Here is a 22,400-nt window from a genome sequence, read left to right on the forward strand (position 1 = left end):
TCCACGGCAGCAGTCCGGCGACACGGGGCCTGGCAGCGATGCCGGGCCCCTTTTGCGTTGTCCGGCGCCGCAGGGCCCGGAGTTCGGGAGCCGGCGGGCATCTGGTTCGTTGCCGTCACCCCGGTTCCTCCGACATCGGCATCTGTGTGGCGGCTAGGACCAATTGATATTCGGGCTAACGGTGGCTTGGCGGGCCGGAACGCTTCCAGCCAACTTCTTTCGTCACCCTGAACTTGTTTCAGGGTCCAACGTGCCACCGGCGATACCGCGGGTGGAGAATTGGATGCTGAAACAAGTTCAGCACGACGGAAGGGAGAGGCTTCGACATTCAACTTCCTGCCCTCGCCACCAGGAATGGAAGGGGCAGTGCTGGAATGTCGATCATGCGCTAGGTCCCGGACTAGGGCGACGCCGAGGCCGAGCGATACCCACCACCGCACCTGGAAGTTTACGAAACATACGCTACGGGGCCCCGTTTTCGCTTCCCGTGCACCTGGTCGCCACCCCGGCCCAAGGCCGGGATGACGATGACGGGCCAGGCAACTCCTCGCGATATTCAGAGCAGGGTCGCGTCGAGGCTGCTTTCCGCCTTGAGCAGTTTGGAGACCGGGCAATTGGCATGGGCGCCGGCGGCCAGTGCCTCGAACTGCGCCTGGGCCAGGCCGGGGACGCTGGCCCGGAGCGTCAGGTCCGAGCGGGTGATGGTGAAGCCGTCGCCGTCCTGCTCGAGCTTCACCGCGGCGCGCGTCTCCAGTGCGCCTTCGCTGAAGCCGGCCCGGGCCAGGGCGAAGCTCAGTGCCATGGTGAAGCAGCCGGCATGGGCGGCGGCGACCAGTTCCTCGGGATTGGTGCCGGGCTCGTCGGCGAAGCGGGTGTTGAAGCCGTAGAACTGGTCGGTCAGCACGCCCGACTGGGTGGTGATATGGCCCTTGCCTTCCTTGCCGAAGCCTTCGTAGCGGGCAGTCGCGGTACGGGTCGTCATGATATGCATCTCCCTCTTTGCCGGGCCCCCGATCTAGGGAATCCGGGGCCCGGCTTGAAGGCCGCCCGTTCGGACTAGCGGCAGCGCGCCTCGCCCTTCTCGACCGACGAGCCTACCGCGCCGCCGGCCGCCGCACCGAGCAGCGCGCCGAGCAGTTCCGAGCCGCCCGGTGCGATCGCCGCGCCGAGCAGGCCGCCGGCCACGCCGCCGACCACCAGGCCGGTGGTGCCGTCGGAGCGGCGGCAATAATAGCGGCCGTCCTGGCCCCGATAGACGCGGTCGTTCCGGCCCAGCCGATATTCGCGATAGCCGCGGCCCTCGCGGTAATAGCGATCGGCATAATAGCCGCCATACGACGGATCGGGGCGGTTATAGTCGTAATCGCGATAGCCATAGCCGCCGCCGGGCCGCGTGTCGTAATCGGTACAGCCGGCAAGCGCCGTCGTGGCCGCCAGGCCGAGGATCAGGATGCGCATCGGTCTCTCCTCCGTGAACCCGCTCGCCTGGGGGAATGCACGGGGGGCGGAAAAGGTTTCGCCTCCATCACGAAATCGGGCGGCGGGGCCGGTGTTTCGCCGCCCCGCCGCTTGCGTCAGCTCTTCTCCTTGCCGGTGCAGGCGCCGGCGCGCTTCGCGTCGATCGTCATCGCCATGGTGCCGGCCTGGCCGCCGCTGGAGGTTACTTCGGTGTGATAGGAATCGGGGGAATAATTGCCCTTGATCGTCATGTCGCGCTTCTGGCCGGCGGTCTCGCAAGTCATCTTCGCGTCGATCGTGCCGCCGGCCATGGTGAAGTGATCGTAGCGGCAGCTCTTGTCGCCGCCGAACATGCCGGCCTTGGGCGACTTGACGTCGGCCTCGGTCACGCAACTGGCGAACTCCTGGCCCTTCATCATCTTGTCCTTCATCGCCTTCGCCATTTCGGGCGGCATCTTGTCCATGCCCGGCATGTCGAGATTGGTGATGGTGACCTTGCCGTCCCAATGGCCCGGCGAGATGAAGCTGCCGGCGCCCTGGGCCGCGGCGACCTTGTTCGAGACTTCCTCGACCGAGGCATTCTCGGCCGTGACCTTCGGCCCGGAATTGCAGGCGGCAAGGACCAGCGGCAGCAGCATGGTGAAGCGCTTCATCGAAATCCCCTCTTCAGTTGACCTGCCCCGGACGGGGCTATGCCTTGAACGCGGAAAAAGGGCATGCGGCCCCGCCGCCGCGCTCGACTGGGCGCACGAGGAGACCGGATGGACGGAAGCGTTATGGAAAGGGATGGGCCGGGGCCAGGCCGGTATGCCGGCCCCGGGGAGAAACGCCGGCCCCTAGCCGAGCACCTCGATCGCCGCGGCGCGGGCAATGGCGCGCTGACGCTGGCTGGTCTCGAGGGGGAAGAGGCGGCGGTGCGGCGGCACGAAGGCCTGGAAGGGCCGGCTGGCGCCGCGGATAATCTGGGTTTCGTGTATTCGATTGAAAAAGTTCATGTAGTTTCCTGTGTTGTTGATCGGATGGCCGGACTGGCCGCCTCTCGTGCAATGCGCGAGCTGACGGTACGTTCCTGGCGGACGGCCATTTCGAGCCATGCCGCTTCTGCCCGCAACCGCTGTTCGCGGACATTGTCGAGCGTGGCGGCATCGGCCTCGGCACGGCATTTCGCCGCCTGAGCCCGGAAATCGGGTTGGTTTGCCACTAATGCGTTCTCCAAGAGAGGACGTTGGGGTGGCGGCGCCCCCACAAGGGAGCGGAAGACGCCGCCGACGGCCAAGGCCGCCTGTCGGAGTCCGTTATTCGGCCGGCGACAGATTGGCGGCCGACGGGCGGCCGCGCTTGTCGTTCTCCAGCTCGTAGGTCACGCGCTGGTTCTGGCTGAGCGTGCTCATGCCCGAACGCTCGACGGCGCTGATATGGACGAAATGATCGTCCTTGCCGCCATCGGGCGAGATGAAGCCGAAGCCCTTCGTCGTATCGAAGAACTTGACGGTGCCGGTATAGCTCATGGCTTTCTTCCTCATGGTATCGGCCGCGCCCAGTGCGAGCGGACCTCGCGCTGCAAGGGGCAGATGGGAGGAAGAAGGGGCCGCAAAGCGCCGAAAACCGTCGAAATGCGACTGTAGCGGCAAGTATGTGGGAAGCGGGGGCCGAAAGCGCAACCCCCTGGTCATGCGGGCGCCGCCTCCTCCCGCCGCGTGATCGCCGTCACGCGTGCCGGTTCCGGGCCGGCGCTATCTCGGGCGCGGAAGGCCTGGCCTTCGTTCAGGGAGAAGAGACATGAGCTACAGGATCGCATTGGCCGCCGCCGCGGCCGCCCTGCTGGCGCCGCTGGGCGCGCAGGCACAGGAGACCCTCGCCCCCAGCGAGCTGACGCGCGACGCGCTGCCGGCCGATGCCGACATTGCCCGGATCGAGATCGCCCGCGCCGACCTGGCCGGAGCGATCGGCACCTGGTCCGGGGTGCGCAACTGCGGCGACGCGGCGCGGGTGAAGGGGCTGATGCAGGCGGCGTTCGACCGCTGGATCGGCCAGCAGGTGCAGGCGCGGCCGGGCAGGCTGCTGATCACCCATGGCTGGGAATCGAGCAGCTGGTCGTATCGCAACGGCAGGAGGCCCTGGCCCAGCAATGCGCGATACTGCCGGGGCAGCTTCGGCAGCGCCAAGGTCTATGCGCGCTTCTATTGAGTAAGGGGAGGGGCAAGCCGCCCCTCTCCTCTACCCTCGCCCCGCGGACGGGAAGAGGGTGCGCTATTCCGCCGCTACCGGCTCCTTCCGTGCACCGCTCCTTTCGAGGAGCGGCGCCAGATACCTGCCCGTGTAGCTGCGCGGTTCCTTCACCACGTCCTCGGGCGTGCCCTGGGCCACGATCTCGCCGCCCTTGACGCCGCCCTCGGGCCCCAGGTCCAGGATCCAGTCCGCCGTCTTGATGACGTCGAGATTATGCTCGATCACCACCACGGTGTTGCCCTGCTCGACCAGCGCATGGAGCACTTCCAGCAGCTTGCGGACGTCCTCGAAGTGCAGGCCGGTGGTCGGCTCGTCGAGGATGTAGAGCGTGTTGCCGGTGGCCCGCCGCGCCAGCTCCTTCGCCAGCTTCACTCGCTGCGCCTCGCCGCCCGAGAGCGTCGTCGCCTGCTGGCCGACCTTGACATAGCCCAGGCCGACCTCGGCCAGCATCGCCATCTTGTCGCGGATCGGCGGGACGGCCTTGAAGAACTCGACCGCGTCCTCGACCGTCATGTCGAGCACCTCGGCGATGCTCTTGCCCTTGAACTTCACTTCCAGCGTCTCGCGATTGTACCGCGCGCCGTGGCAGACGTCGCAAGTGACATAGACGTCGGGCAGGAAGTGCATCTCGATCTTGAGCACGCCGTCGCCCTGGCATGCCTCGCAGCGGCCGCCCTTGACGTTGAAGCTGAAGCGGCCGGGCTTGTAGCCCCGCGCCTGGGCCTCGGGCAGCCCCGCGAACCAGTCGCGGATGCTGGTGAAGGCGCCGGTATAGGTCGCCGGGTTCGAGCGCGGGGTGCGGCCGATCGGCGACTGGTCGATGTCGATCACCTTGTCGAGGTGCTGGAGGCCGGTGATCCGATCGTGCTTGCCGGCGAGCAGGCGGGCGCCGTTCAGCTGGCGCGCGGCGGCGGCATAGAGCGTGTCGATCGTGAAGCTCGACTTGCCCGAGCCCGAGACGCCGGTGATGCAGGTGAAGGTGCCTAGCGGGATCGACGCGGTGACGCCGCGCAGGTTGTTGGCGGTGGCGTTCTCCACCGTGAGCTTCTTGCCGGTGCCCTTGCGGCGCTTCGCCGGCACCGGGACTTCGCGGGTGCCGTTGAGATAGTCGGCAGTCACCGAGCCGGTGGCGGTGAGGATCTGGTCGAGCGTGCCGCGCGCGACGACTTCGCCGCCATGGACGCCGGCGCCCGGGCCCATGTCGAGGATATAGTCGGCGGTGCGGATCGCGTCCTCGTCATGCTCGACGACGATCACGGTGTTGCCGAGGTCGCGCAGCCGGCGCAGCGTGGCGAGCAGCATGTCGTTGTCGCGCTGGTGCAGGCCGATCGACGGCTCGTCGAGCACATAGAGCACGCCCGACAGGCCCGAGCCGATCTGCGAGGCGAGGCGGATGCGCTGGCTCTCGCCGCCCGAAAGCGTGCCCGAGGTGCGATCGAGGTTGAGATAGTCGAGGCCGACATTGTTGAGGAAGCCCAGCCGCTCGTCGATCTCCTTCAGGATCGCGCGGGCGATCTCGCGCTGCTGGTCGGTCAGCGTGGCGGGGAGCGCCTTGAACCAGCCGAGCGCATCGACCACCGAGAGGCGGGTGGCATGGCTGATATCCTCGCCCGCGATCTTGACCGCCAGCGCCTCGGGCTTGAGGCGGGCGCCGCCACAGGTCTCGCAGGGATGGGCCGCCTGGTACTTCGACAGCTCCTCGCGCATCCAGGCGGATTCGGTCTGGAGCATGCGGCGGTTGAGGTTGCCGATCACGCCCTCGAACGGCTTCTTCACATCGTACGACTTCTTGCCGTCGACGAAAGTGAGGGTGACCGGCTTGCCGCCGGTGCCGTGGAGGATGATCAGCCGGACCTCGCCGGGCAGGTCGCGCCAGGGCGTGTCGAGGCTGAAGCCGAACTCGCGGGCGAGGCTGCCGAGGACCTGCATGTAATAGGGGCTGGGCGGGTTGGACTTGGCCCAGGGGACGACCGCGCCCTTCTTGATGCTGAGATCGTGATTGGGGACGACCAGATCCTCGTCGAACACCAGCTTCTCGCCCAGGCCGTCGCATGCCGGGCAGGCACCCTGGGGCGCGTTGAACGAGAATAGGCGCGGCTCGATTTCCGGTATGGTGAAGCCGGAGACCGGGCAGGCGAATTTCTCGGAGAAGACGATGCGGTTGTCGGGGATGCCGGCGCCCTTGAGATTCCCCTCCCGCTTGCGGGAGGGGTTAGGGGAGGGTGAGTCCTGGCCTTCTGCCGTGAACGTCGACTGTGCCTCCCGCACTGACCCTCCCCCGGCCTCTCCCCCGGCCCCTCCCGCAAGCGGGAGGGGGGAAGAAAGTTCGGCGACCGTCATGTCCACCAGATCGACATAGGCCAGCCCTTCCGCGAGCTTGAGCGCGGTCTCGAAGCTCTCGGCCAGGCGGGTGGCGATATCGTCGCGGACGACGAGGCGGTCGATCACCACTTCGATGTCGTGCTTGTATTTCTTGTCGAGGGCGGGGGCCTCCTCGATCAGATAGGTCTCGCCGTCGATGCGGACGCGCTGGAAGCCGGCGCGCTGCCATTCGGCGAGCTCCTTGCGATACTCGCCCTTGCGGCCGCGCACGACCGGGGCGAGGAGGAGCAGCCGGGTGCCCTCGGGCAGCGCCAGGACGCGATCGACCATCTGGCTCACCGTCTGCGCCGAGATCGGCAGGCCGGTGGCGGGCGAATAGGGAATGCCGACGCGCGCCCAGAGCAGGCGCATGTAATCATAGATCTCGGTAACGGTGGCGACCGTCGAGCGCGGGTTGCGCGAAGTCGTCTTCTGCTCGATCGAGATGGCGGGGCTCAGGCCCTCGATATGATCGACATCGGGCTTCTGCATCAGTTCGAGGAACTGGCGGGCATAGGCGCTCAGCGACTCGACATAGCGGCGCTGGCCCTCGGCATAGATGGTGTCGAAGGCGAGGCTCGATTTGCCCGAGCCCGAAAGGCCCGTGATCACCGTGAGCGTGTCGCGCGGAATGTCGACGTCCACGCCCTTCAGATTATGCTCGCGCGCGCCGCGGACGGAGATGTGGGTAAGCATGCGGGAAGCCTGACTGTTCCAGTTATGTTCCGATTATAGGGAGCACGCCGGCGAGGTCAACGCGCGAGATCGCATGTGGGGCCACGGGGCGGGTGCGGCAAGGGCGAGGGGGCAGGACGGCGTGACGGCCGTCACGCGTGATGCTCCGGGAAATATGGGATCGATCCTCCGTCAAGGAAGAGGGAGGTTTCCCATGCTGACCAGGGAAGTTTTTTCCGGTGACTGCCGGAGCCAGATTCTCGCCTATATCGACGGGCTGACGCGCGCGAGCCTGATCCGCGACGATATCCCGCTGGATACGCAGCTGGGGGACATCGGCTTCGGGCCGCAGAAATGCGCCTGGCTCGAAGTGAAGGTCCGGGCCGAGCAGCGCGCGCGCGGCAAGCCCGAGATTCCCGGCGGCACGATCAAGGTGACCACCACGGTGGGGGAGGTCATCGGCTATGTCTGCGATTGATCCGCGCGCCGCGCTGGCGGCGTTCACCGCGCTGGCCCTGTGCCCGCCCGGCGCCGTGCTGGCCCAGGATGGGCCCGCGCCGGCGAAGAAGAAGAAGATCGAGGTCGACTTCAGCCTCTCGCAGCAATCGGCACCCGGCGCGAAGCCATGGGAACAGCCGGCGCTGCTGAGCTACACGATCGATCGCGATGGGCCGGACTTCTACAATGTGGAGCTGAACGCCGATCTCGACATCGGCGTGTACAAGGCACCCGCCCAGGGCACGGAATTCTCGATCGGGCCGAGCATTTCCTATGCGGGAAGCAATGCGAAGAGCAGCCGGCAGGACAATCTCGCGGCCGGCCTCACCGCCAAATATCGTACGATCTCGGCCAGTGGCGAGGCCGGGCTGCGCGCACTGGCGGGGCTGGACTATGCGCGCGAGGGCATCTTTCCCGATCGCGGCAAGGCCCCGTGCGATACCGATACGACCAGCGTCTTCTGCCGCAAGCAGCATGCCGAATCGCTGAAGGCCAGCCTCGATCTCTATCCGTTTCTCCGATGGTTCGAGGGGAGCGCGAACGAAAGCCCGCCCTTCAAGGGCAGGCACAACCGATCACTTTCCTGGTCGTTCAGCCCCCGCATCCAGATCGCGCATGACGATATCCTGGACGGGGCCGTGGATGCGTCGACCGGCGCGAAGGTTACGGGCGGGGTCACTTCGGTTCTCGCCGGTGCTGGCCTCAAGCTGACGCCGGGCTTCATCAATCCCCCGTTCGAGGTCAACCTGACCGGAACGGTACGCCAGCGGCTGTCGGCCTCGCCGCGGCGGACCGACCTGACCGACAAGACCGAGGCGCGGATGCAATTGTCCGCGACCTATTTCATCGCGCAGTCGGAAGATTCCGGCTGGCGGGCCGGCTTCTCGGTCATCTGGACCGAGGGCGGCGATTCCTTCGTCGACAAGCCCAAGGAAAGCACGATCGTCCTCGCATTCCGCATCGGACATTTCTGAGCCGGCCGGCCGGTGACGCAGGGAGTGGTGCAATGAGCGATTCCACGATGGACGCGATGCGCGCGTTCTGCACAGGCTATGTGCCGGCCGGGCTGGAAATGGCGGGGCTGGCCCGATGGTTTCTCTGGGCGGCACTTGCCGCAGGCCTGGTCGCGATGGTGCTCGAGACGATTGCGAAGGCGCGGGAGGCGCTGGCCGCCAATGCGGCCGACGGCGCGGCGGCGCCGCGCACCCTGACCCCGCTCAAGGAAGTATTCGAGGCGCTCAAGGGACTGGTCGAGGCGCTGGCCAAGGCGCCGATCTGGCTGGCGCTGTTCGCGGTGGGAATCGTCGTGTTCTGGGTTCCCGGCAGCGCCGTCTCCGGCGCCTGCGGATCCGAGGGGATCGAGAATTCCATGGCCAATGCCGGCATGGCCAACGAAGCGGCGCCCGCCGGCGAAGTCGCCGAAACCAACCGCAACGGAAAGGCCGAATGACGCACGTCGTGCAGGCATGATCCGCCGCCCCGGCTCGCTTTCCTTCGCCGCTCTCGCGAAGGGGGGAGCGGTCCGCCCCTCGACCCGGCGGGCCGCTCCTTGGCCTTCCTTTCGCGAAGCTGCATATGCATTTCACATGCCGTTCAGCGGCGTGGGCGGAAGCTCGCGGCACGATACAGGAGGGCAGGGCGATGCGGTTCGAGAGGATGATCCGGCTGACGATGCTGACCGGGGCGGCGCTCGCGCTGCCCGGCGCCGGCGTGGCGATGGCCGGGGCGGCGCCGGGCATGGGCCAGTCCGCACCGCAATCGGCCGACGACTATCAATGGATCGACCAGGCCGATGCGCTGTGGGACGCGATCGGCGACGCGCCGCCCGACTTCGCCTTCGCCTTCGAGGGGCAGGAACCCTGGGCCTGGCAGACGGCCGACGGCTATACGATCATCGTGGAGGATGCGGGCGCGGGTGGCATCCGCAGCTATTATTTCGCGCCGGGCGCGTCCGGGCCGTTCCTCGCGGTCGAGCCGGGGATGAGCTTTGCCTATGTGCGCGGGCGGCTCGCCATGGTCTATGACGCCGATGGCGAGGCGGCGCCCCGGGCCGAGTTCGGCGATTATGACGATGCGGCCGGCGACCTCTATGCGCGCGCCGTGCGGCTGCGCGAGGCGCTGGCGGGGCACGACTATCGCCCGGTCGATACCGATGCCTGGATCGATGCCAGCCCCTATCTGCTCAGCTTCATCCAGGTCTGGGACAGCGGCCGCAGCCGCTATCCGGGCTGGAACCGCTATCACGACCGCAGCGATGCCGCGGCCTGGCGCCGCCGCTTCGAGGCCGAGCAGCGCCGCCGCCGCGAGGCCGCCCAGCGCTTCCGCCACTGGCGCGAGGGCGGTTTCCAGGGCCCGCCGCCGGGCCGTTTCCACCCGCCGGGCCGCGGGCCGCATCAACCGGGCCGGCCGGGGGCAGAGCGCCCGCCGCAGCCGGGCTGGGGCTGGTCGCGCCAGCCGGGTCGCCCCGGCGGGCCGGGGACCAATCCGCCGCCGCGCCCGGGCACGCCGAACATCGAGCCCGGCGGCCCTCCGGTGCCGGGCCGGCCGCCGATGACGCGCCCCTGGAACGGCGGGCCGGACGGCCCGCGCGCACCCGGCTGGCGGCGCGGCCGCCCCGAGATGCCGACACCGGGAGCTCCCGGCGCGGGGCCGGATACGGGCAATCCGCCGGGTTCCGGCCCGCGCCCGCCCCGGCCCGGCGGCGGCACCGGCTGGCAGCGCCCGACTCCACCGCCGCCGGTGGCGACGCCGTCGCCCGCGCCGGTCCCGCCGCCTGCCGGGGCGGAGAATCCGCCCGCGCCGCCGGCATGGTCGCGCCCGCCCCGGCCGGAGGGTGGCTGGAACCGCCCGCGCCCGCCCGCGGATGGAGACAATGCGACGCCCGCGCCGCCGCGTCCGGTCCGGCCGGAAGGGGGCTGGAACCGCCCGCGCCTGCCCGCGGCCGGGGAGGGCGCGGCACCCGCACCGCCGCGTCCGCCGCGGCCGGAAGGGGGCTGGCAGCGGCCCGCGGCGCCCGCACCCGGCAGCGCGCCGCCGCCTCGGCCAAGCTACACGCCGCCGCCGCGCCCCAGCGCGCCGCCACCGGCTCCGCATCCGGCTCCGTCACCACGCCCGCCCAAGATCACGTCCGAGGACATGCCGCACTAGGCGGTGTGGAAGGGCAGCAGCGCCGCATAGCTGCTCAGCGGCGCGGCGCCGGGCAGCTCGACGCCGTGCCCGAGCAGGAACGCGTGGCGGACGATTTCCGCCTGCTGCTCGATGCCGTAGCGCAGGAAGGGACGGCCGGGCTCGAGCACATAGCCATAGCGGCAGAAGGGATGGCGCCGTAGCGGCAGGAACAGGCCCTGCTGATGCTGCCAGACATGGACGAGCTCGTGGACGAACAGCCCCTGCAGCACGAGGGGGGCGGCGGCGAAATCCTCGCGGTAGAGGCCCGAAGCGGGGTTGAAGTGGATCGTGCCGAGCGGCGCCATGGTGGTGTTACGCGGCTGGAAGAACGCCCATTTGCGATTGGCGACGAAGGCGCGCGCCGGATCGAGCGCGTCGCCGAACACCGAGCGGGCGAGCTCGGCTTCGCCGGGGGTGAGCGGGCGGGAAGCAGGCATGCGCCCTAGATGGCGCGGGCGGACGGGCTTGTCATCCGCGCGCCGGCCCGCCAGATAGCGCCTTCCCGAATTCCCAAGGAGTGAGCCGCCATGCGCCAGGAACCGATCGTCGTTCGCCCGATCGTCTCGTCCTGCCCGCAGGTGCCGCATGTCTTGCTTCGTAACTCTGGATTCGCTTTCCGCCGCCACGCCTGAGGGCGGCCGGCTCTTCGACGGCCTTACGCTGGCGCTCGGGCGGGAACGCACCGGGCTGGCGGGGCGCAACGGCTCGGGCAAATCGACCTTGCTGCGCATCGTCGCGGGCGAAATGCCGCCCGTGGCGGGGGACGTCACGCGTGCCGGCAGCATCGGCGTGCTTCGCCAGGACTGGCCGGGCGGCTGGCGCGTCGACGAAGTGCTCGGCGTGCGCGCGGAGCTGGCCCGGCTGGCCCGGGTGCTGGCTGGCAAGGGGAGCGCGGAGGACCTTGCCGAGGCCGACTGGACATTGGAGGAGCGCGTGGCCGCGGCGCTTGGCGAGGCCGGGCTGGACGCGATGGCGGTCGACCGGCGCGTGGCGACGCTTTCGGGCGGCGAGCGAACGCGGGCGGGGATCGCGCGCCTGCGCCTCGACGCGCCCGATCTGCTGCTGCTCGACGAGCCGACCAACAATCTCGATGCCGCGGGCCGCGCGGCGGTGGCGGCGCTGGTGGATGGATGGCGCGGCGGGGTGCTGGTCGCCAGCCATGACCGCGAACTGCTCGAGCATATGGACCGGATCGTCGAACTGACGCCGCTCGGCGCGCGCGTGTTCGGCGGCGGATGGTCGGCCTTTGCGGCCGCGCGGGCGGCGGAGCGGGCGCGGGCCGTGACCGAAGTGGAGCGGGCGGGCGACCTGTTGCGCGGCGCGGAGGCGGGGGCGCAGCAGGCGCGGGAGCGCCAGGCGCGGCGCGACCGGGCCGGTCGCGCCTATGCCGCGAGCGGATCGGCGCCGAAGATCCTGCTCGGGCGGCAGAAGGAGCGGGCGGAGAATTCGGCCGGGCGCGGGGCGGGCCTGGGCGAGCGGCTGGTGGGCGCTGCGGCGGAGCGGCTGGCGGCGGCACGGGCCGGGGTGGAAGTGGTGACGCCGCTGGTCATCGACTTGCCTGCCATCGGCCTGCCGGCGAACCGGCGATTGCTGGCGTTCGAGGACGCGGCGCTGGTGCGCGCGGGCCGGGTGTTCGGGCCATGGCGCTTCGAGATCACCGGGCCGGAACGCGTGGCGGTGACCGGCCCCAACGGTGCGGGCAAGACGAGCCTGCTCGGGATGGCGGCGGGCGCGTTGGCGCCGGATCGCGGCACGGTGCGGCGGGCCGAGGGGCGGGTGGCGATGCTCGACCAGCATGTCGGGCTGCTGGAGCCGGGGGCGTCTGTGCTCGACAATTTCCGGAGACTGCATCCGGGTGCTACCGAGCGCGAGGCCCATGCCGCCTGCGCGCGCTTCGCGTTCCGCAACCGGGATGCGCTGAAGCATGCGGGCGATCTCAGCGGTGGCGAGAGGCTGCGCGCGGGGCTGGCCTGTGTCCTCGGCGGCGTGACGGTGCCGCAATTGCTGCTGCTCGACGAGCCGACCAACCATCTCGACATGGAATCGATCGAGGTGCTGGAGGCGGCGCTGGCCGGCTTTGACGGCGCGCTGCTGGTGGTCAGCCACGACCGCGCGTTCCTGGAGGCGATCGGGGTGGCGCGGGAGATCGCGGTGGGATGTTGACGAGGCAGGCGTGCCGCGCCAGCATCGATGGATGCAGGAGCCGTCAAAGCGCGTTAGCCTAGGCCTGATCTATGGCTGTTGGGTGGGTGGCGTGCTCGGCACGATCATGGGGATCGGCTGCTGGCTGATCCTGCTCGGCGGCGGCAGGGTCTATTACAAGAACGCCCACCGGTATCTGTCGCTCGGCGAGAGCGCCCTGCAAGCGACGGGCATCCTGGCGCTGGGCCTTGGGCTGCTATGGGTTGCCGTGAAGATCACGCGGCCCGCGAAATAGGGCTTCCGATCGCCGGGGCGCATGGTCCGGATCGCCCTTCTCAGCCTTGCAATGGCGGCTCGCCCAGATCCTCGTGCACCATGTCGATCTCGCGCACGCCGCGGGTGCGGCGGGCGGTGTTGACCAGGTCGCGCAGCTTCTCGCGGCGGGCCCGGGCGCGGGCGACGTCGCGGATCACCAGCGGCGCCTCGCGCGTGGTCTCGTCCGACGAGGCGATGCTGATCGTGCCGATGTCCGCCAGCTGGTTGACGATCGTGAAGTCGATGCGGACGTCCTTCACCCGGTAGAGCTCGATCTCGTCGATCGACTTCCGGAGAATGCCCTTGTGGAGGATCAGCCGGTCCTCGGTGACTTCATAGGCGATGCCGAGATTCTCGAACCATTTGAGGACCAGCACCACGATCGCGACGACGAGCAGCAGCGGCGCGACCCAGGCGGCACCGGCCAGCATGCCCTGGGCGAGGAAATAGAAGGTGCCGACCAGCCCGAGCAGGAAGAGGAAGCAGGTGCCCCAGCCGGCGAGCGTGCCGATCAGCCAGCCGAGCGTGGAGGAACGGAAACGATCCAGGACTTGCGGCATGCGTGCGGGCCTTTCCTGCGGTGTTGGCCGGGGAAGATAGCGGATGGCGCCGCCACATCAACTCGGGGGAAGCTCAGCTTGTATATTTGTCGCAGGTCGAGCGCGTGGCGGCGGGGACGGGATTGAAGAGCTGCGAGAAGTCGCGCCGGTCGCGCACGATGAAGGAGGCGACATAATGGAGCCTGGCCGGGCCCATGAAGCTGGAGCCGAACAGGCGCTGATAATCGTAGTTCACTTCGACGAAGATCAGCCCCGAGCCGCTCGGCGCGGTGACGACCGCGCCCGGATCGCCCATGCCGGCGCTGGCGGTGCCGGCATTCGCCTGGGTCGCGTCGGTGCCGGCGGCCGCGCTGGTGGTGCCGTAGCTCGAATCATAGCCGGTCCCGCTCCTGAGCCCGAAGCAGCGCTGCCAGTGGATGCGCTGCACCGGCGCGGTGTCGTAGCTCTGCTGGACATATTCGAGGCTGGAGAGCGTCACCCGGCCATTGGCGCCGATCCCCAGCGCGCTGCCCTGGAGGCGCGCGGCCTGCAGCGCGTTGTTGATGTCCAGCTCGCGCAGCTGGACGGTGGAGGCCGTGCTCATCAGGCCCATGCGCGAGCCATTGTCGGCCAGGCTCGCGGTGAGCTGGCTGACCCGCAGATTGGCGAGCGCGAGGTTCGCGGTCTCGACCCCGTAGCAGCCGAGCACGAGCACGACGGGCAGGGCGAGCGCGAATTCGAGCATCGCCAGCCCCGACCTGGCGGCGGCGAAGCGGCGGAGCGGTGCCGGGACGCGATGCCGGCTCATGTGCAGATCGTCGCCGGCGAGGGGATGTTCTGGGTGGCGTAGGGCTGGTTCATCAGCGTGGTGGTGGCGCTGAGCGTTGCGGTGCCCGGCCAGCCGAACAGGCGCGTGACCGGGAACAGGCGGCCATAGGTGATCGCGGCGGTGTAGACGGTGACGTCGTTCGGCCCGCCCTGGCCCGCGCGCCCGGCATCGGCGTCCCATTGGCCGTTGCCGTTGATATCGGTGTAGCATTCGCCGGGGTCGCGCACGCCGTTGCCGTTGGTGTCGACGAACGGCTCCGGGGCGACGGCGCTGAAGCTGGTATAGCTGCGCCGGGTGGGAGAGCCGGCGGCGAAGGCGGCGCCCGGCGCCACCGCCTGGACCTGGGCCAGCACGCGCGCATCGATCGAGGCGGGAGTGGCCCCCTGGATACCGCTGTCGCGCCCTGCCTTCTGCACCGCGCCGGTGATCACCGACTGGACATAGGCCTGATAGCCCAGCTCCATCATGCCCATCATCAGCACCAGCATCACCGGCAGCACGAAGGCGAACTCCACCACCGTGACGCCGCGCCGGTCGCGAAGGAGGCGGACGAGGCCGTGCCGGCTCATTGCGAGACCCGCAGCATCGCCACCTGCTTGGCGATGGTGGCGAAGGCAGTGGACAGGCCGGCGCCGGTGGTGGTGGCGAGCGCCTGGTTGGTGGTGGTGGCGCAGGACTGCATCTGGGTGGTCGCGCTCGAATCGATCGTCACCGTCCAGATCTGGATGTTGCGCGCCTTGGCCGCGGCGCATTCCGCGAGGAAGCGGGCGTTGTGATAGGCCTTCAGATTGGTGAAGTCGCCGCCGCTCACCCGCCGGTCGTAATATTCGTTGCCGTACATGCCGTAGATCGACGTGCTGGGAGCCATGTCGCCATCGGTGAGGAACACGATCACCCGGTTGGGCGCCTGGCGCGCGGGCCAGGGCGCGGTGTCCGCCGCGAAGATGCCGGTGGGCGAAAGCAGCCGCGTGCCCCAGATCATGCCGGTGTCGTGATAGGTGCCGCCGATCGGCCGGAAATCGCTGGCGTTGACATAGTTGGACACCTGGGTCCGCGTCATCACCGCCAGGCGCGAGACCGGCTTGCCGCAGGAGACATAGCCGAGCTGGTAATAGGACGCGGTGCCGATGTTCGGGCTGCCGCTGCTGTCGCCGGTCGAAGTGGCGGTGGCGGTGCTCGAATAATTGTTGCGGGCATAGAAGAGCTCGGGCCACATCGGTTTCCACTGGGTGTCGATGTTCGAATTGGGCACGAGATCGGGATCGAGATCGGGCGGCAGCGTCGAGGTGTTGAAGCTCGTGGTGCCGGCGGTGGTGGCGCGCTCCTCGATGCAGCCGGTCCAGCGATTGGTGGCGCCGGTGGTCTTGCTGGGATCGGTGACCGTGCTGCCGGCGACGAAGCTGCGCACGTCGAAATTGAGCTGCTGGTACTTCCAGATCGGGATGCCGAGCAGGTTCCCGGTCTGGCTGCGCGATTCATAGTTCCACTGCGTGTTCGCGCTGCCCGTGCCGCCCACCATATAGGCGGGGGACAGCGCGACGATCGCCTTCCCGGCGTTCACGGTGGAAGTGTAGGTGACGAAGCCGTAGCGGATATGGGTGGAGGGATCCGCGGCGGCGGCGAGCGTGTCGTAGAAGTTCAGCACCGCCGAGCGCAGCGCCGAGATGCGTGAGCCGCTCTTCTCCGGCACGTAATAGGCGGTGCTGCCCGGATAGCCGGCGACGCTGTCATTGCCGCTGCCCGCGCCGTCGGCGGGGCGGGTGTAGGTGGTGGTGCCGGCCGAACCGACATAGTTGTTGCACGTGCTGTCGTCGTCCTGCGGCAGGCAGGCCATCGAGCCCGTCGTGTCGAGCACGAAGATCACGTCGGTGTCGCCGACGTCGTAGCTCGCCTGGCAGGTGACGTTGATCGTCTGGCTCGGCACGCCGAACATCGACAGGATCGTCATCGGCACCACTGCCTGGGCAGTGCCGGCGACCTGGGCGTCCGAGGTCTTGCTGGGCGTGAAGCTGGCGGTGCTGGTCTTGAACCAGCCGGTGCGGAAATTGTTGGTGAAGAAGGTCTGGGCCTGGGCAGTCGCGGTCGCGTCCAGCGTGGTGTTGCCGGCCGAGGTGTCGGTCATGAACTTGCGGCCGGCCAGGACGCCCGCATCGCACGCCTGCTGCAGCCGCGTCTTGACGACGTACATGCGGGCGGAGTCGATCGCGCAGCCGCAAAAGGCGGCAAGCGGGATGAGCGCGGCCGCCATCATCGCCAGGGTATTGCCGCGGCGGTCCCGCGCGAGACGCGCCAAGAACCCCGCGGGACGTTGCCGATCCTGCACCACGATACGCTCCGCACCGGGACCTGCTAAGGTCCACAATATGGAGCATTTTTTCTTCCGAAACTGAAAAAGAGATGGTTTCCGGCGGGGTAGGGAATTCTCCTCCGGGGGTTTCTACGGAGGCGGCCTAGCTCCCCGGCGCCGGATCGCCCGCGCCGACGACCTTCGCGTCGAGCTGGAGCGTCTTGCCGCTGGCGAAGGACAGCTGGAGCGGGACCGTCTGGCCGGGCTTCACCGCCGGCCCGATCGAGAAGAGCATGACGTGACGGCCGCCCGGCGCGAAGGCGAGCTTGCCGCCGGCGGGGACGGCGACGTCCTTGAGCGGGGCCATCGACATCATGCCATGCTCGCCCTTCATGTTCTCGTGCAGCTCGGCCTTCAGCGCGGCGCGCGAGGAGACGGCGAGCAGCGTGTCGGCGGTCGCGCCGCCCTGCACGGTGAAATAGGCCGCGCCCGGCTGGCCGGCGACGGCGGGCAGCCGGACCCAGGCGTTGTCGGCGGAAAGCGTGCCCGCGGGCGTGCAGGCGGAAAGTGCCGCCACCGTAACGATCATCGAGAAACGCCGCATCCGCCTTACTCCCATTCCGGGAAACCCTCTAGAAAGCCCTGCTTCTTGCGGCAAGCGCGTGTGCACCTATATCCGGCAACGTGACCGGTTCTCCGCGCTGCCTCCTAGCAGGGGCGTGGGGGCCAAGTTTTTGATTTGAACTGGGGGCCAACGAGGGACCATGGCTAAAGTTATCGGTATCGACCTGGGGACGACCAACAGCTGCGTGGCAGTGATGGAGGGCGGCAAGCCCAAGGTCATCGAGAATGTGGAAGGCGCGCGTACCACGCCGTCGATCGTCGCCTTCGCCAAGGATGGCGAACGCCTGATCGGCCAGCCGGCGAAGCGCCAGGCAGTGACCAATCCGGACAACACGGTTTTCGCGGTGAAGCGCCTGATCGGCCGCCGCTTCGACGATCCGGTGACCAAGAAGGACACCGAGCTGGTGCCCTACACCATCGTGCGCGGCGCCAATGGCGACGCCTGGGTGCAGGCCGGCGGCGAGGACTACAGCCCGTCGCAGATTTCGGCGTTCATCCTGCAGAAGATGAAGGAAACCGCCGAGGCCTATCTCGGCGAGAACGTCACCCAGGCCGTCATCACGGTGCCGGCGTATTTCAACGACGCGCAGCGCCAGGCGACCAAGGACGCCGGCAAGATCGCGGGCCTGGAAGTGCTGCGCATCATCAACGAGCCGACGGCGGCGGCGCTCGCCTATGGCCTCGAGAAGAACGACGGCAAGACGATCGCGGTCTATGATCTTGGCGGCGGCACGTTCGACATCTCGGTGCTCGAGATCGGCGACGGCGTGTTCGAAGTGAAGGCGACCAACGGCGACACCTTCCTGGGCGGCGAGGACTTCGACGCCAAGCTGGTGCAGTTCCTGGCCGAGGACTTCAAGAAGGCCGAGGGCATCGACCTCACCAAGGACAAGCTGGCGCTGCAGCGCCTGAAGGAAGCCGCCGAAAAGGCCAAGATCGAGCTTTCCTCGGCGCAGACCACCGAAGTGAACCTGCCCTTCATCACCGCCGACGCCAATGGGCCGAAGCACCTGGTGAAGACGATCAACCGCGCCGAGCTGGAGCGCCTCGTCGAGGACCTGATCCAGCGCACGCTCGAGCCGTGCCGCAAGGCGCTGGCCGATGCCGGCGTCAAGGGCTCGGCGATCGACGAAGTGGTGCTGGTGGGCGGCATGACCCGCATGCCCAAGGTCCGCCAGATCGTGAAGGAGTTCTTCGGCAAGGAGCCGCACACCGGCGTGAACCCCGATGAGGTGGTTGCGATCGGCGCGGCGATCCAGGCCGGCGTGCTTCAGGGCGACGTCAAGGACGTGCTGCTGCTCGACGTGACTCCGCTGAGCCTCGGCATCGAGACGCTGGGCGGCGTGTTCACCCGCATGATCGACCGCAACACGACGATCCCGACCAAGAAGAGCCAGGTCTATTCGACCGCCGACGACGGCCAGCAGGCGGTGACGATCCGTGTCTTCCAGGGCGAGCGCGAGATGGCGGCGGACAACAAGCTGCTCGGCCAGTTCGATCTGGTCGGCATCCCGCCGGCGCCGCGCGGCGTGCCGCAGATCGAAGTGACCTTCGACATCGACGCCAATGGCCTGGTCAACGTGTCGGCCAAGGACAAGGGCACCGGCAAGGAGCAGCAGATCCGCATCCAGGCCTCGGGCGGCCTTTCGGACAGCGACATCGAGCAGATGGTCCGCGACGCAGAGAGCTTCGCCGAGGAGGACAAGAAGCGCCGTGCCGCGGCCGAGGCGAAGAACAATGCCGAGAGCCTGATCCACACCACTGAGCGCCAGCTCCAGGAAAATGGCGACAAGGTCGATGCCGGGTTGAAGGCGGAGATCGAGGCGGCGGTGGCCGAGGCCAAGGCCGCGGTCGATGGCGGCGACGCCGACGAGATGCAGGCCAAGAGCCAGAACCTCGCCCAGGTGGCGATGAAGCTCGGCCAGGCGATCTACGAGAAGCAGACTGCCGAGCAGGCTTCGCCCCAGGCGGGCGCCGGCGCGGCGGCGGGTTCGGAGACCGGTGGCGAGGAAGTCGTCGATGCCGAGTTCTCCGAGGTGGACGACAACAAGGCGTAACTTAACTTCCCTCCCTCTCCTCGCGTGCGGGGAGAGGGCCGGGGAGAGGGGGAGTGGGGCGGCAATGCGGATTTCCGGCGGCGTGCCCCTCTCCCGACCCTCTCCCTGCGAGCGGGGAGAGGGCTTTAATTGATGACCACCGAAGTCGATTATTACGAGCTGCTCGAAGTCGAGCGCACCGCGGACGACGTCACGCTCAAGTCCGCCTATCGCAAGCTCGCGATCAAATATCATCCGGACAAGAATGCCGGGTGCAAGGATCACGAGGCCAAGTTCAAGGCGATCAACGAAGCCTATGACTGTCTGAAGGATCCGCAGAAGCGCGCGGCCTATGACCGGTTCGGCCATGCGGCGTTCAAGAACGGTATGGGCGGCGGCGGCGCCGGCCCGCAGCCCGATTTCGGCGCGTTCAGCGACATTTTCGAAAGCGTGTTCGGCGAGTTCATGGGCGGTGGCCGGGGCGGCGGCCGCCAGGTGCGCCGCGGCGCCGACCTGCGCTACGACATGGAGATCACGCTGGAAGAGGCCTTTCACGGCAAGACCAGCGAAGTCACCGTCGACGTATCCGGGCATTGCGACACGTGCGAGGGCACCGGCGCCAAGCCGGGCACCAAGGCGACTCAGTGCAAATATTGCGGCGGGCACGGCAAGGTGCGCGCGCAGCAGGGCTTCTTCATGGTCGAGCGCGCCTGCCACCATTGCCACGGCGCGGGCGAGATCATCGACGAGCCGTGCCGCGATTGCCGCGGCGAAGGCCGGGCCGACAAGACCAAGACGCTCAAGATCAACGTGCCGCCGGGCGTGGACGAGGGCACCCGGATCCGCTTGCAGGGCGAAGGCGAAGCGGGTGCGCGCGGCGCGCCGGCGGGCGACCTCTACATCTTCCTGCACGTTAAGAAGCACGCGATCTTCGATCGCGAGGGCACGAACCTGTTCGCGCATGCGCCGATCAGCTTTACCACCGCGGCGCTGGGCGGCGAAATCGTCCTGCCCGGCCTGGACGGCGAGAAGCATGTGGTGAAGATCGCGCCGGGCACCCAGAGCGGCCGCGAAGTGCGCCAGCGCGGCGCCGGCATGCCGGTGCTCCAGGGGCGCGGGCGCGGCGACCTGGTCGTCGAGCTCGTCGTCGAGATGCCGACCAAGCTGACCGCGAAGCAGCGCGAGCTGCTCGAGGAATTCCGCGCGACCGAGACGGGCGACGAATGCCCCCAGACGACCGGCTTCTTCGCCAAGCTCAAGGCGGCGTTGGGGTAGGGCAGATCGACATTCAGTTCCCTCCCTTCCATTCCCGGTGGCGAGGGACGGAAGTTGAATGTCGAGCGCTCTCCCTTCCGTCATGCTGAACTTGTTTCAGCATCCAATTCTCCACTGGCGATATCGCTGGTGGCACCTTGGACCCTGAAACAAGTTCAGGGTGACGAAGGAGGTTGGTTCGGAGTGTTCCTGCCTGCCAAGCCACACCCCCAGCCTGAATGTCGATTGGCCCCAGAGTCGTGGGGATGACGAGAGAAATCGGGATGATGGGGGAAGCCAAACCTGGACTTGTTCCCGGGGTGACGCCGGAACCGCGGAAGACGCAGCTACCTGCAGGTGCGCCCGTAGTCGATGCAATCCCCTCCCTTTCGCACCGTTTCGGTCCGGCTCGCTCCCATATGGGGTCTGTCCCGATTGCCGCCGGGTGTCGATAGTTGCGCGTCCTGGGGAAGCGGGGGAGAAAACCCATGTGGGCTTGGCTGAAGGCATTGCTGGCGCGGCTGTTCGGCGGCCGGGCGCCGAAGCCCGCTCCGCCGGTACTGGAGGAGGAAACCGTCCGGCCCGGCCCGCCGCCGCCTTCGGGCATGCAGCAGCTGCTGGTGATGAACGGCGTCTTCCCGCAGGACGGCCCGGCCCCCGCGCAATTCACCGTCGGCATGATCGAGAGCTTTGCCGGCAGCTACCCGGCCTATGGCGCCAGGCCGTGCACCGGCGGCACGCTGCCGATCCTGTGGAACCAGCCGCTGACGGCGGTGATGGGAACGAGTTTCGGCGGCGACGGAATCACGACCATCGGCGTGCCCGACCTGCATGCCCGGGTCGTGATCGGCGGCGGGCCGGTGGGCGGGATGCCGCCGGGCGCGCTCGTCCTCAGCTGGCTGATCGCGTTGGATGCGAGCGTCGACGCGCCGTTGCCGGGAACGGTGACGCCCTTTTGCGGGACCGTGGTGCCGGGCGGCTGGGCGCCCTGCGACGGCGCGACGCTGCCGGTCCAGCAATATGCCGCGCTGTTCGCGGCGATCGGCACCGCGTTCGGCGGCAATGGCGCGACGACCTTCCAGCTGCCGGACCTGAACGGCGCGGCGCCGGTGGGCCTGGGACCGGGCATGGCGCTGGGCCAGAAGGTGTCGGGCACGATCGGTGGGCTGGGCCTCAACTATATCATCAATACCGGCGATCTTCTGGCTCCCGGCAGCGGCGATGGCGATCCGCCGGCCTATCATGCCTATGCCGGGCAGGTGACGGCCTATGCCGGCGCGCAGATCCCCCAGGGCTGGGCGGCGTGCGACGGCAGCGTGCTGCCGATCTCGCACTATCCGACCTTGTTCCAGGCGATCGGCGACATCTGGGGCGGCGACGGCAAGACGAGCTTCGGCCTGCCCGATCTGCGCGGCCGGATGATGCCCGGGGCCTGAGCCGCCGCGATTTCGTTACGTGAACGCAAGCTGCAAGACGAGTTCAGCATCGCATCAGGCCGAATCGCCTAGACCCATCCTCGTACCCGGTGCCCAGGCACCGGCCAAAGGAGGAGATAGATCATGCGTAAGACGCTTCTGGGCCTCGCGGCCATGGCCGTTGCCCTTCCCGCCCTGCCCTCGACCGCGATGGCGCAGCGTTATGACGGCTATCGGGGCGACGATGGTCGCTACGAGCGCGGCTATGACAATCGCGGCTATGACCGGGGCTATGACGACCGCGGCCATTACAACGGCCCGAGCTGGCGTGGCCGCGACGGCCGCAACTATTGCCGCCGTTCGGACGGCACGACAGGCATGCTGATCGGCGGCGTCGCCGGTGCGCTGGTCGGCCGCAGCATCGATCGCTACGGCGATCGCACCCCCGGCACGCTGCTCGGCGCCCTGGGCGGCGCGCTGCTCGGCCGGGCGATCGACAAGGACAGCAGCGGCGGCCGTCGCTGCCGCTAAGTCCCGAGGGATTTCAAGCAGGAGGCAGGGGCCCGGTGG

Annotated in this window: 24 protein-coding genes; 11 read left to right on the top strand and 13 right to left on the bottom strand. The window is 68.4% G+C overall.

What is annotated here, in order from left to right:
• Positions 1-556: 556 nt before the first annotated feature.
• The 6 genes from CAP40_RS17085 to CAP40_RS17105 form a co-directional block, all read right to left on the bottom strand.
• On the bottom strand, positions 557-982 hold the full coding sequence (locus CAP40_RS17085; protein WP_086130821.1) for an OsmC family protein: 426 nt from the start codon (positions 980-982) through the stop codon (positions 557-559).
• A 74-nt stretch (positions 983-1,056) separates the two neighbouring features.
• On the bottom strand, positions 1,057-1,458 hold the full coding sequence (locus CAP40_RS17090) for a glycine zipper 2TM domain-containing protein (protein ID WP_086130735.1): 402 nt from the start codon (positions 1,456-1,458) through the stop codon (positions 1,057-1,059).
• Positions 1,459-1,574: 116 nt separating this feature from the next.
• Positions 1,575-2,111, bottom strand: coding sequence for a DUF3617 domain-containing protein (locus CAP40_RS17095; protein ID WP_086130736.1), 537 nt, complete (start codon positions 2,109-2,111; stop codon positions 1,575-1,577).
• Between the two features lie 183 nt (positions 2,112-2,294).
• Entirely contained in the window at positions 2,295-2,453 is a 159-nt protein-coding gene (locus tag CAP40_RS20545) for a hypothetical protein (RefSeq protein WP_167301521.1), read from the bottom strand.
• Positions 2,450-2,659 carry a hypothetical protein gene (locus CAP40_RS17100; protein WP_086130822.1) on the bottom strand — a complete coding sequence of 70 codons (210 nt, stop codon included), beginning with the start codon at positions 2,657-2,659 and terminating at the stop codon, positions 2,450-2,452. Before CAP40_RS17100 ends, CAP40_RS20545 begins: the two co-directional genes overlap by 4 nt.
• Positions 2,660-2,753: 94 nt before the next feature.
• The gene (locus CAP40_RS17105) at positions 2,754-2,966 is read right to left on the bottom strand and encodes a cold-shock protein (RefSeq protein ID WP_086130737.1); all 213 of its coding nucleotides are present in this window, start codon (positions 2,964-2,966) and stop codon (positions 2,754-2,756) included.
• Between the two features lie 271 nt (positions 2,967-3,237).
• Between CAP40_RS17105 and CAP40_RS17110 the strand changes: the two genes are divergently transcribed.
• Complete coding sequence (locus CAP40_RS17110) at positions 3,238-3,645, top strand: hypothetical protein (protein WP_086130738.1); 408 nt, start codon at positions 3,238-3,240, stop codon at positions 3,643-3,645.
• 63 nt (positions 3,646-3,708) lie between these two features.
• Here the strand turns inward: CAP40_RS17110 and uvrA are convergent, their stop codons facing one another.
• Complete coding sequence (gene uvrA, locus CAP40_RS17115) at positions 3,709-6,744, bottom strand: excinuclease ABC subunit UvrA (protein WP_086130739.1); 3,036 nt, start codon at positions 6,742-6,744, stop codon at positions 3,709-3,711.
• Between the two features lie 193 nt (positions 6,745-6,937).
• Between uvrA and CAP40_RS17120 the strand changes: the two genes are divergently transcribed.
• The 4 genes from CAP40_RS17120 (at position 6,938) to CAP40_RS17135 (ending at position 10,368) form a co-directional block, all read left to right on the top strand.
• A complete protein-coding gene (locus CAP40_RS17120; RefSeq protein WP_086130740.1) occupies positions 6,938-7,201 on the top strand; it encodes a hypothetical protein in 264 nt (87 codons plus the stop codon).
• Positions 7,188-8,195: a hypothetical protein gene (locus CAP40_RS17125; RefSeq protein ID WP_086130741.1), complete on the top strand. Its 1,008-nt coding sequence runs from the start codon at positions 7,188-7,190 to the stop codon at positions 8,193-8,195. Before CAP40_RS17120 ends, CAP40_RS17125 begins: the two co-directional genes overlap by 14 nt.
• A gap of 32 nt (positions 8,196-8,227) precedes the next feature.
• Positions 8,228-8,671 carry a hypothetical protein gene (locus CAP40_RS17130; protein WP_086130742.1) on the top strand — a complete coding sequence of 148 codons (444 nt, stop codon included), beginning with the start codon at positions 8,228-8,230 and terminating at the stop codon, positions 8,669-8,671.
• A 191-nt stretch (positions 8,672-8,862) separates the two neighbouring features.
• On the top strand, positions 8,863-10,368 hold the full coding sequence (locus tag CAP40_RS17135) for a hypothetical protein (RefSeq protein WP_144034408.1): 1,506 nt from the start codon (positions 8,863-8,865) through the stop codon (positions 10,366-10,368).
• On the opposite strand, the gene CAP40_RS17140 is transcribed toward CAP40_RS17135, so the two are convergent.
• Entirely contained in the window at positions 10,365-10,826 is a 462-nt protein-coding gene (locus CAP40_RS17140) for a vgr related protein (RefSeq protein ID WP_086130744.1), read from the bottom strand. The two genes, CAP40_RS17135 and CAP40_RS17140, sit on opposite strands and share 4 nt — an antisense overlap.
• A gap of 148 nt (positions 10,827-10,974) precedes the next feature.
• Here CAP40_RS17140 and CAP40_RS17145 point away from each other — a divergent pair, with 148 nt between their 5' ends.
• Together CAP40_RS17145 and CAP40_RS17150 are read left to right on the top strand one after the other, a co-directional pair.
• Positions 10,975-12,552: an ATP-binding cassette domain-containing protein gene (locus CAP40_RS17145; RefSeq protein WP_086130745.1), complete on the top strand. Its 1,578-nt coding sequence runs from the start codon at positions 10,975-10,977 to the stop codon at positions 12,550-12,552.
• An 82-nt stretch (positions 12,553-12,634) separates the two neighbouring features.
• Entirely contained in the window at positions 12,635-12,826 is a 192-nt protein-coding gene (locus CAP40_RS17150; protein ID WP_144034409.1) for a hypothetical protein, read from the top strand.
• A 40-nt stretch (positions 12,827-12,866) separates the two neighbouring features.
• Here CAP40_RS17150 and CAP40_RS17155 read toward each other — a convergent pair whose 3' ends face one another.
• The 5 genes from CAP40_RS17155 to CAP40_RS17175 form a co-directional block, all read right to left on the bottom strand.
• A complete protein-coding gene (locus tag CAP40_RS17155; protein WP_086130747.1) occupies positions 12,867-13,406 on the bottom strand; it encodes a PH domain-containing protein in 540 nt (179 codons plus the stop codon).
• A 73-nt stretch (positions 13,407-13,479) separates the two neighbouring features.
• Positions 13,480-14,193, bottom strand: a complete 714-nt coding sequence (locus CAP40_RS17160; protein WP_086130748.1) for a TadE/TadG family type IV pilus assembly protein — start codon at positions 14,191-14,193, stop codon at positions 13,480-13,482.
• Positions 14,190-14,783 carry a TadE/TadG family type IV pilus assembly protein gene (locus tag CAP40_RS17165; protein ID WP_086130749.1) on the bottom strand — a complete coding sequence of 198 codons (594 nt, stop codon included), beginning with the start codon at positions 14,781-14,783 and terminating at the stop codon, positions 14,190-14,192. The genes CAP40_RS17160 and CAP40_RS17165 overlap by 4 nt, the downstream gene beginning before the upstream one ends.
• A complete protein-coding gene (locus CAP40_RS17170) occupies positions 14,780-16,540 on the bottom strand; it encodes a TadE/TadG family type IV pilus assembly protein (protein WP_306298593.1) in 1,761 nt (586 codons plus the stop codon). Before CAP40_RS17170 ends, CAP40_RS17165 begins: the two co-directional genes overlap by 4 nt.
• Before the next feature lie 124 nt (positions 16,541-16,664).
• The gene (locus tag CAP40_RS17175) at positions 16,665-17,105 is read right to left on the bottom strand and encodes a copper chaperone PCu(A)C (protein WP_086130750.1); all 441 of its coding nucleotides are present in this window, start codon (positions 17,103-17,105) and stop codon (positions 16,665-16,667) included.
• 160 nt (positions 17,106-17,265) lie between these two features.
• Between CAP40_RS17175 and dnaK the strand changes: the two genes are divergently transcribed.
• From dnaK to CAP40_RS17195, 4 genes are all read left to right on the top strand, one after another.
• Positions 17,266-19,182 carry a molecular chaperone DnaK gene (dnaK, locus tag CAP40_RS17180; protein WP_086130751.1) on the top strand — a complete coding sequence of 639 codons (1,917 nt, stop codon included), beginning with the start codon at positions 17,266-17,268 and terminating at the stop codon, positions 19,180-19,182.
• 132 nt (positions 19,183-19,314) lie between these two features.
• Positions 19,315-20,436, top strand: a complete 1,122-nt coding sequence (dnaJ, locus tag CAP40_RS17185) for a molecular chaperone DnaJ (RefSeq protein ID WP_086130752.1) — start codon at positions 19,315-19,317, stop codon at positions 20,434-20,436.
• 467 nt (positions 20,437-20,903) lie between these two features.
• A complete protein-coding gene (locus CAP40_RS20655; protein ID WP_086130753.1) occupies positions 20,904-21,851 on the top strand; it encodes a phage tail protein in 948 nt (315 codons plus the stop codon).
• Between the two features lie 123 nt (positions 21,852-21,974).
• Complete coding sequence (locus CAP40_RS17195) at positions 21,975-22,361, top strand: glycine zipper 2TM domain-containing protein (RefSeq protein ID WP_086130754.1); 387 nt, start codon at positions 21,975-21,977, stop codon at positions 22,359-22,361.
• Positions 22,362-22,400: the final 39 nt, after the last annotated feature.

The sequence above is a fragment of the Sphingomonas sp. IBVSS2 genome (genome assembly GCF_002127225.1).
Classification (GTDB): domain Bacteria; phylum Pseudomonadota; class Alphaproteobacteria; order Sphingomonadales; family Sphingomonadaceae; genus Sphingomonas.